This is a genomic window from Phyllobacterium sp. MT110 (assembly GCF_058792715.1).
This window is the reverse complement of record NZ_JBXAFE010000003.1, coordinates 580,014-591,708: the sequence shown is the minus strand read 5'-3', so window position 1 is coordinate 591,708 and position 11,695 is coordinate 580,014. Positions and strand designations below refer to the sequence as shown.

Sequence of the window (11,695 nt, the reverse complement as noted above, 5' to 3'; positions counted from 1 at the left end):
TTCCAAGAGTGTGGAATAAACGCGCAATGCCTTCTATTGCGCGTTTATTCACTACAAGCAGGTACCCAGAAAGGGTTAACGCCAACCTCGGAAATACACGCTTTCCAAAGGCAACCCCATGAGAATCATTGGTGCATGGGAATCAATTCTGTCGCAGTTGTCAGGCTGCCTTATGCTCAACCTCGACCGTCACGTGCGACAGATCATGAATGTGGGAAAGCTTTGCCCGATAGGAAGACGGCGCTTTCGGATGATCGCTCACCAGCGAAACAATGGCGCCGTGATGACCCGGGCCCAGCTGCCAGACATGCAGATCCGTGATCACATCCCCTTCCCGTTCGATGGCCGAACGGATTTCTTCCGGCAGATCCTCGCTTGACGGCACATAGTCCAGCAACACGCCCCCGGCACGCCGGATGAGCCCGAACGACCAATTGGCGATGACCAGCGCACCAATGATGCCGATGGCCGGATCGAGCCAAAGCCATCCATAGAGACTTGCCGTTACAAGAGCGCCGATGGCCAGCACCGAAGTCAGCGCGTCAGCGAGCACGTGGATATAGGCCGCTTGAAGGTTATTGTCGTGCGCATGAGCATGATCGTGATGGTGATCATGGTCGCCATGATGCGAATGATCGTCGCGCAGGAGCCAGGCGGAAAGCAGATTGACCGCAAGACCAACCACGGCAATCGATATCGCCTGGGGAAAATTGATCTGAACGGGATTTGCCAGCCTGACAAAGCTTTCCCAGGCAATCAGCAGTGCAATCAGAGCCAGAACTACCGCACTGGCAAAGGCCGCCAGATCGCCGAATTTTCCGGTTCCGAACGTGAACTGCGAATTATGCGCGTGCTTTCGCGCATAGAGATAGGCTAAGGCCGCTATCAGCATTGCCGCCGCGTGGGTTGACATGTGCCAGCCGTCCGCCACCAGCGCCATTGAACCGTAGACGGTTCCGGCGGCAATTTCAGCAATCATCATGACCGTGGTCAAGGCGATAACCATCCATGTGCGCCGTTCGTTGCGCTCGTGGTTCTGGCCAAGGAATATATGGTCGTGCGAGCCGGCATTTGACTGTGCCGCGTGGTGATTTTTCATTTGAGATATTTCCTTACGACATCAATGAGTTCCGCAGCGCCTTGGGCCCGTTCCACATCGGGGTCCTTGTCCGGATCGACCACATGCATGCGAATGTGATCTTCGATCAGCTCGACAACCAGGCCGTTTACAGCGCCACGGACGGATGCGACGAGATTGAGGATTTCACCGCAGGCAACTTCCGCCTCCAGCGCGCGCTCCACTGCCTCCATCTGCCCTTTCAGGCGGCGGATGCGGGCGAGGAGCTTGGCCTTATCTTTGGTTGTGTGTGACATAATATACCCCCCTACCCTATATTACGCAATGAAGCAACATATTCTTCCCGCCCCTTGATGGGAGGCGCTGACGATCAAACGCGGGAAAGCAGCTCAGATCGCGTAGGTCGCGCCGGCGATGATTGTACCGATGACTCCGAGAAGAATGGACGCATACCAAGGCCAGCGGCGGCCGCCGGTGATAATGGCAATGGTCGCGACCGCGATCGCTATATGCAGGAATGTCGCTGCGATTGTCAGGTGATGGTGCCGCCCTTCGTGGACGAGGCCCTCCTGCAAAGCATCCTCCGATTTGACCTCGAAATCCCGCGCCGTTTTCTGGATCTCCTGGCTTTCCGCTTCATTGCGCTGTGACTGGGATGCGAAGTCGGCGGCTTTTGGTCCGCCTTGCGCAGCGGCAATATCGTACATGTTTTTCTTGAGGCTCTTGGCCTGGAAGAAATTCCAGTTATCCGTTGCCTTGTTCTGGAAGAGCACGGCCTGGGTCTTGGCCGCGGTGGCCCCGCCGCTCTCGATTGTTTCCAGACTGCCGACGCCCGCAGCGACGACTGCAAGAACTGCAATCGTTACCGCAACAATGGCGAGAAAGGCATTCTCGCTGTGCAGGGCGTGCTGGGCATGTTCCGTATGTTCAAATGCTTCAGACGAGATTTCTTCCATCGAGTTTCTCCCATTCTCCTGGCGCTATGGGATCGCTCGCAATTTGGTCGAATTGTGATGAATGCGAACCTACGCATTCATCCCCCTGTCCAGCAATCCACACCGCTGAGAACCTACACCTCATTGCCGATCGATACGAGCGGAGAAACCCGGCGGCACGACGCGCCTAGCGCCGTTAACCATTTGTTTAACATTTGATTGATTGACGCAGCCGTTTTGGCGTTAACTCCTTGTTAAGAGTTTGTTGGGGTAGCGGCAATGTTGCGTGTGTTGAGCGTTGCGATCTGTGTGTTTCTGGGCCTTTCATCGCTGACGCATGCGGGTTCCTCGAATCCGTCCACGGCGGCCACGGCACGCTCCGTGTCCTTCGAGCGCCGCGCGGCCCTGTTCGGCGCGATCCCCGGCAGCACGAAGCCCTCGGCGGCAAGCGCCGCAGCCACCGGCGGCAAGACGAGCATTCCCTATGGCTGGGTGGATTTTTGCGGCCGGCGTCCCGCGGAGTGCAATGTCTCGCCGCTGCCGGCAGCCGATATCAAACTCACGGCCGAGACATGGAATTATCTTGAACGCATCAACCGCGAGGTGAATGCATCCATCGAACCGATGAGCAATCTTGAGCATTGGGGCACGATGATGGATCACTGGGATTACCCAGTCGACGGCAAGGGTGACTGCAAGATTTACGCTCTCTACAAGCGCAAGCTGCTGCTCGAGGCTGGATTTCCGCGGCAGGCGCTGCTCATGACCATCGTGCGCGACTTGAACGACGAAGGTCACACGATCCTGACGGTAAAGACCGACCGCGGCGATTTCGTCCTCGACAATCTGGCTGACCAGGTCAGGCCATGGGACGTCACCGGCTATAATTTCCTCAAGCGCCAGTCGCAGCAGAACCCGAATATCTGGGTCTCCATCAATCTGCGCGGCGACGCATCAAGAGCCTCCACCGCAAACCTTCAGGCAAGAAACTGATCTGACGCCGACTATTGCCCGCTCGATTGAAGAATGCCTTCGAGGTCATCGAGCTTTTCATTGATCAGCCAGCCATAATAGTTTTCGACCGGATATTTGCGGTTGCTGCCGCTTGCGATCGCCTGCCGCAACTCGGCGGCCCGGCGCCGTGGCTGCCCGACATTGTACAGGGTCGCCGTGATGCCGGGATTCTTCGAAATGTCAAAGCCCTGCGCCGCATAGGCGTCGATGGCATCGCGCACGATTGCCGCGATGTAGACGACGCTGCGGTCTGGATCCATGACATCGCGATAAACCGCCTGAGGCTGATCGGGAGAAAGCTTTGGAAGTTTGCTGACCTGCGAGACAAGGTCCGTCACCTCCAGGGCCGCCAGCGGGCTTATCTGACCGAGGCCAAACGTCTGACCGCCGTAGAACGGCTGGAAAAACGCCCGCTGCAGTGAAATGGGTTCATAGGCCACATCATCGACGGTCTTGCCCCTGAATCGGTCATCCCAGACCTGATCGCGGCAATTCCACAGCTCGGCGCTGGCTGTCAGCGCGGCGCAGGCGGCAAATTCCGGCCTTTTGACAAAAGCCTGGATCGTGACGCCCTTGTACCGGAAGGAGAAGTCCGCATTGGCATAGGCCAGCGCCTTGACATAATAGGTCTGCACCTTGCCGACGGCACTGACATTGTAGGTATGCTCCCCGACCAGCGCACCGACGATGTGAATGGGATCGATGTGATAGGCGCGGGCGGCATCCTTGATCTGCGCAACCAGCTTTGTCTCGCGCGTGAGCAGCGCAATGATCTGCTTGTATTTTTCGTCGTATGTCGTGTTGAACGCTTTTGCCCGGTCCGCCGATGTCTTGGGGATGGGTGGCTGCGTCTCGGAACGGTTGCCCGGCGGCACCAGCACCTCATTGGCAGCATCGGCCGGTTGCCCAAGGAAACTACCGATGCCAATGCCGATGACCAGCATTGCGGCCAAGCGAGATACCGCGGGAAAGCTCATAAAGTACGTCTCCATTCTTGACCGAAAGCATAGGGGAAGCATGCGCTCGAAATATACAGGTAGGAATGTCACGCAGGTATGATTGTGGTAAAGATTGGGTCGGCACCTGCGGCTCTTTTCCACACCTGGCGCTCTTATCATGAATCCCTGCGCTGGCGAGATGCAAGAATCATGTTTGTCCATAAAAAGACCAGGCACATTGGTAAATTCCTGCACCCCGTAGTATATCCTACGCGCATGCGCATACTCCTCGTTGAAGACAATCGTGATTTGGCATCCTGGCTCGATAAGGCGCTGCGGCAGGCCCATTATGCCGTCGACACCGTCTATAATGGCGAGGATGCCGACCATGCGCTGCGGGTCGCCGACTATGCCCTTGTCATTCTCGATCTGTCGCTGCCCAAAATGGACGGAATGACCGTGCTGCGACGCCTGCGCAAGAGCGGCAGTACCGTTCCGGTCATCATACTGACTGCGAATGCAAGCCTTGGCGGCCGGGTTGCAGGGCTCGACGAAGGCGCCGACGACTATCTGGCCAAACCATTCGAGATTGCCGAACTGGAGGCGCGGATCCGGGCGCAGCTCCGTCGCGGGCATAACCGGGCCAATCCCGAGATCGAGCTGGGTGAATTGCTGTTCGACGGCAGGACGCGGCAGTTCTTTCTGTCGGGCAAGCTCATGTCGCTGACACCGCGCGAGCATGCAGTGCTGGAGCACCTGATCTTCAAGGCGGGGACGACGGTCAGCAAAACCGTCCTGTGCGAAAGTGTCTTCGGTTTCAATGATTTGGCCGATGCAAATGCCATAGAGATTTATGTTCACAGGGTACGCAAGAAGCTGGAAGGCAGTTCGGTGAAAATCGCGACGTTGCGCGGCATGGGCTATCTTTTGCGCCATGGTGAATGACGGCAAGCCCCAGACGCAGTCGAAATTCCGCCGTTTGTGGAAACGGTTGAGCGAGAGCCTGCGGGTCCAGCTTCTGCTCTGGATCGTTCTTCCGCTGATCGGCGTGATCTGCGTCAATCTCGTCATCAGCTTTCAATCCGCCGAGGCCACCGCCGATCTGGTCAGCGATCAGCTGCTGCTGGCGTCCGCCCGGGTGATTGCCGAAGCCGTGACGGTGGACACCAACGGGACGGTTGCCGTGGATATTCCGCCCGCTGCGCTCGAGATGTTCGATATCGGCCATGGCGACCGGGTTTTTTACCGGGTGCTGACGGCATGGGGAACCCTGGTCTCCGGCTTCGACAACCTGCCCGAACCCAAGAAGGAACAGGTGGGCGAGGATGCGGTTTTCAGAGACTCTCCGGTACGCGTGCTGACATTGAACCACCCGGTGATCGGCCTGGCGCGGGATGCCGAAGTGTCCGTGTCTGTCGCGGTGACGCTGAATGGCGAACGGGCAATGCGGCAAAGACTCTGGCTGTCGGATTTCACCAAACAGGTACTGCTGGTTCTCGTCGCCGGTTTTGTCGCCATTGTGGGGCTGCAGCGCGGGCTCACGCCCGTCCTGCGCCTGCGCGATGCGGTGCGCGAACAGGGACGGGAGCGGCTTGATCCGTTTTCCCCCGAAACCGTGCAGACCGAACTGCGTCCCCTGGTCCACGCCCTCAATGATTATATGGAGCGCGTACAAAGCCAGATGGCGGCACAGAGGCGGTTCGTCTCCAACGCGGCGCACCAGTTGCGCACCCCCCTGACCCTGGTCGCGACCCAGGCAAGCTTTGCCGCCCGGGAACAGGACAACGACCGCCGCAACGAGGCCTTGCAGGCTCTCCGGTCCAGCACGAAGCAGCTCGCCCGCCTCGCCAGTCAGCTGCTGACATTGTCGCGCGCCGAACCGGGCAGCCGCAGGCCGCGGCGCGACAGGGTCGATATGACCGCGGCAACACGGCAGGTCCTCGACACCTATGCCGAAATGGCCTTGCGCCGCCAGATTGATCTCGGTTTCGAGGCAAGCGAACCGGCTTTCGTCGAGGGCGACGGCCCGATGCTGTCCGAGATGATCGTCAATCTCATCGACAATGCGCTGCGCTACACGCCGGTTGGCGGCACCGTCACGGTTTCCGTTTCCAAAGGCGATGAATGGGTGCAGCTTCGTGTCGAAGACAACGGGCCGGGTATACCCGACGATGAAAGAGCAAAGGTTTTCGAGCGGTTCTACCGCATCATGGACGTGCAGCCCGAGGGTAGCGGGCTGGGCCTTGCCATCGTCAAGGAAGTCGTCGACGGCGCTGACGGTACGGTGAGTTTGGGCACCTCCCCGAGCGGAGGATTGACTGTGGACATCAAGCTGCCAACAATAAAACAGGACCGGAGCGAGCCGGTCCTGTCTTGATCGCTGGCATGCTGAATTACTGCATGTCGGTGTGCTGTTGCGGGCGCCACTTTGCCAGCCGGGTTTCGATCATGGTCATGATCATTTCCGCCAGCAGCGTGACAAGCATCACCAGGATGATTGCGGCATACATGCCGGCCGCATCGAATGTGCCTTTGGCAATCGAGATCAACTGACCGATACCAAAGCGTGCACCGACAAATTCACCAACGATCGCGCCGATGATGGCAAAGCCGAAACTGACGTGCAGGCTGGCGAAAATCCAGCTCATCGCCGATGGTACGATTACCGTGCGCGTCACCTGCCAATTGGACGCCCCGAGAATACGGGCATTGGCAATCATGTTGCGGTCGGCTTCGCGCACGCCCTGAAATGCATTGGCGAACACCACGAAGAACACCATGATGAAGGCCAGCGCCACTTTGGATGCCAGTCCCAGCCCCATGATCATGATGAAGATCGGGGCAAGAACGACGCGCGGGATCGAGTTGATCGCCTTGATATAAACCGAGAAAATGTCGGAGAGGAACTGGTTGCGGCCAAGGCCGATGCCAACCAGAACGCCGGCAATGGAGCCTGCAAAAAAGCCGATCAATGCTTCTTCCATGGTGACCCACAGATTGAACCAGAGCGACCCTTCAGCGGTACCCTCCGTGATCCATTCATACAGGCGCATGACAATGCCGCTTGGGCTGGAATAGAAAAACGGATCGATCCAAAGCCTGTTGGCTGCAAGTTCCCAGATGCCGAGAATGCCGACCAGGATGACAAGCCGCCAGAACAAGACAGCGTGTTTGCGGCGTTGCATTGCCTTGAGAGCGGCAGCCTCTATCTCTGCGTCGGAGGTTCCGGCGCGGAAAATCGGAGCAATGTTTTCCAATGGGGTATCGGTCATGATGAAATTCCTCCGTTTCAGGCTGCCTGACTGGCGCGGCGATAGCTCATTTCCACTTCATCGCGCAGATCTTCCCAGATCGTGCGGCAATATTCGATGAAACGGGGCTCGTAGCGAATGTCAGCAACCACGCGCGGACGCGGGAGATTGATGGGATAGACGGATTTCACCGTTGCGGGTCCGGCAGTCAGCACATAGACCTTGTCCGCGAGGGCGACGGCCTCCTCAAGGTCGTGCGTCACAAAGATGACCGAGGCCTTGCGTTCCGCCCACAGGCGCAACAGCTCTTCGTGCATCACGGTCCGGGTCTGCACGTCCAGCGCGGAGAACGGCTCGTCCATCAACAGAATTTCAGGCTCATTGATGAAAGTCTGGGCCAGGGACACGCGCTTGCGCATGCCGCCCGAAAGCTGGTGCGGATAATGCTGCTCGAAGCGGGACAGCCCGACACGGGCGAGCCAGTCTCTGGCGCTGCGGGTGGCTTCCGCATGGGATTTTCCCCGGAAGAGCGGGCCGGCCATGACATTGTCAATGACATTGCGCCACGGGAACAAGGCGTCGGTCTGAAACACGAAACCGACTCTTGGATCGATGCCGTTGACCGGGCCGCCCATGAGGCGCACTTCGCCGGCGCTTGGCCGGGCAAGTCCGGTGACGAGATTGAGTGTTGTGGACTTGCCGCAACCTGTCGGTCCGACAACGGCGACGAACTCGCCGGGTTCGACCACCATATTGAAATCGCGCAAGGCAGTCAGCGACTTGCCGGTCGGTGAAACGAAGCGGCGGCTGACATTGATCAATTCAATGGCAGGGGTCTGGGATGCATTGTCTTTCATGGCAAATACCTGGGGCGTGCTGAATAACGGGCGTGCACGCAATGCCCGATACCAAGGGATCGCTTCCAGCCGCTGGCGGCCGGAAGCGATAGGCTCGGAAAGGTTATTTGGCAGCTTTCACGAATTCAGACGTGAAGGTCTTGGAAAGATCGATCTGCTTGCCTTTGACGTTCTTGGAAAAGCTCGACAGAACGTTCAGTACGGTCTGCGGACCGTCCGCCGGCATAACGCCGTCTGCGGTGAACATGCCCTTGCCGTCGGCAAGCGCCTTTACATAACCTTCCTTGTCGCCGACGTAGAAATCCTTCGGCATCTTGTCGGCAATGTCATCCGCGCTGTGGGTGTTGATGTACTTCAAGGTCTTGACGAAGGCATTGGCCAGCTTCTGCGTCGTTTCCTTGTGTGCATCGACCCACGATGTTTCCATATAGAGCGATGCGGCGGGATAGGTTCCGCCGAGAGCGGCCCGCGTGCTTTCAATCGTGCGCATGTCGATCAGGACGCTTGCTTCCTTGGTCTTGAGCATGCGCGAGATGGTCGGCTCGGTTGTCATGCCGGCCTGGATCTTGTCCTGCTGCATGGCGGCAATGAATGTCGCTCCGGCGCCGACAGGCACGGATGTAAACTCTCCGGGCTGCAAGCCGCTCTTGAACGCCAGATACTGCGTGAGGAAATTGGTGGAGGAGCCAAGCCCGGTGACGCCGAGGCTCATGCCCTTGAAGTCAGCCGCAGACTTGATCTCGGGATGTTTCGTCGAAACCAGTTCGACTTCGCCCGGCGCCTGGCTGAACTGAACGATCGATTCAACAAGCTTGCCCTTGGCCTGCAGGTCAATGCAGTGATCGTAGAAACCGACAACGCCCTGGACGGCGCCTGCCAGCAGCTGGTTTTCGGCATCGACACCGGCCGGTTCGTTGAGCAATTCAACATCCAGGCCTTCGTCCTTGAAATAGCCGAGCGCTTCGGCAAGCTTTGCAGGCAAGTAAATGTGCTTTTCATAGCCGCCCACCATGATGGTGATCTTGTCGTCGGCATGAGCGGCGGATCCGGCACCGAATGTGCTGGCGGCCATCAAAACGGCAAAAGAAGCCGTGTGAAAAAAAGAGCGTGAAAGTGCCATTGTTCCGTCCTCGATTTGTTTCCCGCACCCTCAATTCTTTGTCACACCGTGGGTGTGTTCTTATGGATGCAGGGGTACTATAGATGACGCAACCTTTCAGTTAGCTTTCAGCGGTGAAAAGCCGTTTTTCTGTTCTGCGATGCCCCCGTGGAACGGCGGAATTCTAGGCCGACAATGCCAGAATGGTGGTTGGTTGCGGCAGTGGCATTTCCGCTGCAATACCGTCTTCAATCCTGCTGATCTGGCCGCTGATCATGATCTGGTCCAGCGGGGCGGGCCTGCCCAGATAAAAGCCTTGCGCCGCATCGCACCCCTCCGCATCCAGAAGCGACAGCTGGCTCTGCGTTTCAATACCCTCGGCCAGAACCGGGATGCTGAGGCTCTTGCCCAGCGCAAGAACCGCGCGAATAATGGCCTTTGCCTGCGGGCTCGTCTCGACTTCGCTCATGAAGGAACGGTCCAGCTTGATCGTATCGAAGGGAAACGACCGCAGGGTTTCAAGCGACGAATATCCCGTTCCGAAATCATCGAGGGCGATGGTGACACCCAGCTGTTTGATCTGGCGCAGGATATGCAGGGTCCGGACCTTATCGGCGATGATCGTCGATTCCGTGAGTTCGAGCTCGAGGCGGCTGGCGGGCAGCTGGGTTTCCAGCAGGATTTCATGGATCAGCTTCGGCAGGTCCGCATGGGAAAGCTGAACGGGCGACAGATTGACCGCAATCTTGTATGCGGGCGTCCAGGATGTGGCGGCGGCACAGGCCGTGCGCAGAACCCATTCGCCCAGTTGCAGGATCAGCCCGGTTTCCTCCGCAAGCGGGATGAATTCTGACGGCGGGATGAAACCGTGCTTCGGATGCTTCCAGCGCAGCAGGACTTCATAGCCGCGAACTTCGCCGGTCGAAACCGCGGTCTGCACCTGATAGTGCAGGTCGAGTTCATTGTTGTCGAGCGCCTCGCGCAGCTCTCCCGCCAACGTCCGGCGGGCCCGGACCGTTTCGTCCATTCCCTGTTCGTAGAAGCAGACTGCCGTGGTCCGGTCGGCCTTGGCACGATACATGGCAAGGTCGGCATTGTTGATCAGCATTTCCTTGGTATCGGCATCCTCGGGATAGAGTGCGACGCCGATGCTCGCTCCAGGGTTCACGTCAAAATCGCCAATGCGGATGGGCTTGAACATCGCTGATTCAATGCGGGCGAGAAACCCGTTCAGCGCTTCTCCGCTGTGCGCGTGATGAATGGCGGCAAATTCATCCCCGCCCAGCCGGGCGACAAATTCCCCGTCGTGCAACAGATCGCTCATGCGCAGCGCCAGTGTGCGCAGAACCTCATCGCCGGAACTATGCCCACGGACATCGTTGATTTCCTTGAAGCGGTCGAGATCGATGCAGATCAGCGCAATCCGGTTTCCGGTATTGCCGGCGGCGCGGATTTCCCGGTCGAGGCGGTCATTGAAGCTGGCGCGGTTGGGAAGGCCCGTCAGACTGTCGTTCATCGCCATCTGGCGCAGCCGCTGATACGAATCCGCCCGTGTGCGGTCATCGATGAGGTAACTGACGAGCCCCGTACCCACGACAATCATGCCCACCAGCGCAATTGCCAGGGCCATGGCCTGCAGGGCCGCGTGATCGGTGAACGCACCCGCCGTCGACAACGGGGTAATTTTGAACGCCGTCATGCCGGTAAAATGCAGGCTGACAATGGCAAGCGCCAGCACGCCGGACGCAGCGGCCAACCGCCTGTTGAATTTGCCATTGACGGCAAGGTGCAGTGAAACCGCTGAAAGGACGACCGACAGAACAATCGAGGCCATCAGATAGGTCATGTCCCAATCGACGATACCCTGGACGCGATAGGCGAACATGCCGGTATAATGCATGGCTGCGATGGATACACCCAACAGCGAACCGCCGACGATGGAAGGCAGCCGGCCCGATCCGCTCGTGGCTATGACGAAGCTTACCAGCGCCCCGCCGATTGCGACCAGAAGCGAAACGATGGTCAGGACGGCATCGAAGGCGACGGGCGCTCCCGGATCATAGGCCAGCATGGCGATGAAGTGGGTACACCAGATTGCCGATCCCGCTGCCGTTGCCGTCAGGAAGTGCCATCCGATTTTTTCCGGGCCCGTTGTATTCGCCGCCCGCTGAAACAGGCGGAAGATCGCCCATGAACCCGATACGCAAACGAAAGCCGCAAGGAGAACAAGCCAAATGTTGTGTTTTCCGCCGATACACGCCATCACCAACATCATGATTACGGTTCTCTCTGTCCCTGTTTGCATCCTCCCGTGGTCTTCCACTACGGACAAACACTTGATGTTGAATTAACGGATCAGGTTATTATTGGGTTGATTTCCAGCTCGCCCAATGGGTGGCACACAAACGTCCCGCCGAAGCCGGTTTTTCTAAATTTGAACTTGAGCTGTTCAATCAAAATAAATCATGTCGCGACATCGCGGGGCGCCGGTTACACTTTATTCATTTCGAGGCAACCAAATGG

At 58.1% G+C, this 11,695-nt stretch carries 11 protein-coding genes; 3 read left to right on the top strand and 8 right to left on the bottom strand.

Features of this window, described 5'->3' with window-relative positions; translation table 11 throughout:
• Positions 1-160: 160 nt before the first annotated feature.
• The 3 genes from dmeF to AC1Q5O_RS17845 all read right to left on the bottom strand — a co-directional run bounded on the left by dmeF (position 161) and on the right by AC1Q5O_RS17845 (position 2,034).
• A complete protein-coding gene (gene dmeF, locus AC1Q5O_RS17855) occupies positions 161-1,099 on the bottom strand; it encodes a CDF family Co(II)/Ni(II) efflux transporter DmeF (protein ID WP_492564735.1) in 939 nt (312 codons plus the stop codon).
• Positions 1,096-1,374 carry a metal/formaldehyde-sensitive transcriptional repressor gene (locus AC1Q5O_RS17850; protein ID WP_472459894.1) on the bottom strand — a complete coding sequence of 93 codons (279 nt, stop codon included), beginning with the start codon at positions 1,372-1,374 and terminating at the stop codon, positions 1,096-1,098. Before AC1Q5O_RS17850 ends, dmeF begins: the two co-directional genes overlap by 4 nt.
• A gap of 93 nt (positions 1,375-1,467) precedes the next feature.
• Positions 1,468-2,034: a DUF4337 family protein gene (locus AC1Q5O_RS17845; RefSeq protein ID WP_403182464.1), complete on the bottom strand. Its 567-nt coding sequence runs from the start codon at positions 2,032-2,034 to the stop codon at positions 1,468-1,470.
• A 258-nt stretch (positions 2,035-2,292) separates the two neighbouring features.
• On the opposite strand from AC1Q5O_RS17845, the gene AC1Q5O_RS17840 reads away from it, so the two are divergent.
• Complete coding sequence (locus AC1Q5O_RS17840) at positions 2,293-3,006, top strand: transglutaminase-like cysteine peptidase (RefSeq protein ID WP_492564731.1); 714 nt, start codon at positions 2,293-2,295, stop codon at positions 3,004-3,006.
• 11 nt (positions 3,007-3,017) lie between these two features.
• Here AC1Q5O_RS17840 and AC1Q5O_RS17835 read toward each other — a convergent pair whose 3' ends face one another.
• Entirely contained in the window at positions 3,018-4,004 is a 987-nt protein-coding gene (locus AC1Q5O_RS17835) for a DUF1402 family protein (RefSeq protein ID WP_492564729.1), read from the bottom strand.
• Positions 4,005-4,241: 237 nt separating this feature from the next.
• Here AC1Q5O_RS17835 and AC1Q5O_RS17830 point away from each other — a divergent pair, with 237 nt between their 5' ends.
• Both AC1Q5O_RS17830 and AC1Q5O_RS17825 read left to right on the top strand, forming a co-directional pair.
• Positions 4,242-4,910, top strand: a complete 669-nt coding sequence (locus AC1Q5O_RS17830) for a response regulator (RefSeq protein ID WP_105733521.1) — start codon at positions 4,242-4,244, stop codon at positions 4,908-4,910.
• Positions 4,900-6,342: a sensor histidine kinase gene (locus tag AC1Q5O_RS17825; protein ID WP_492564727.1), complete on the top strand. Its 1,443-nt coding sequence runs from the start codon at positions 4,900-4,902 to the stop codon at positions 6,340-6,342. The genes AC1Q5O_RS17830 and AC1Q5O_RS17825 overlap by 11 nt, the downstream gene beginning before the upstream one ends.
• Before the next feature lie 16 nt (positions 6,343-6,358).
• Here AC1Q5O_RS17825 and AC1Q5O_RS17820 read toward each other — a convergent pair whose 3' ends face one another.
• The 4 genes from AC1Q5O_RS17820 to AC1Q5O_RS17805 all read right to left on the bottom strand — a co-directional run bounded on the left by AC1Q5O_RS17820 (position 6,359) and on the right by AC1Q5O_RS17805 (position 11,447).
• Positions 6,359-7,237 carry an ABC transporter permease gene (locus tag AC1Q5O_RS17820; RefSeq protein ID WP_346305088.1) on the bottom strand — a complete coding sequence of 293 codons (879 nt, stop codon included), beginning with the start codon at positions 7,235-7,237 and terminating at the stop codon, positions 6,359-6,361.
• Positions 7,238-7,254: 17 nt separating this feature from the next.
• Positions 7,255-8,073, bottom strand: a complete 819-nt coding sequence (locus AC1Q5O_RS17815) for an ABC transporter ATP-binding protein (RefSeq protein ID WP_223614899.1) — start codon at positions 8,071-8,073, stop codon at positions 7,255-7,257.
• A gap of 103 nt (positions 8,074-8,176) precedes the next feature.
• Positions 8,177-9,193, bottom strand: a complete 1,017-nt coding sequence (locus AC1Q5O_RS17810; protein ID WP_223614898.1) for an ABC transporter substrate-binding protein — start codon at positions 9,191-9,193, stop codon at positions 8,177-8,179.
• Positions 9,194-9,356: 163 nt separating this feature from the next.
• On the bottom strand, positions 9,357-11,447 hold the full coding sequence (locus tag AC1Q5O_RS17805; protein WP_492564724.1) for a putative bifunctional diguanylate cyclase/phosphodiesterase: 2,091 nt from the start codon (positions 11,445-11,447) through the stop codon (positions 9,357-9,359).
• Positions 11,448-11,695 lie beyond the last annotated feature (248 nt).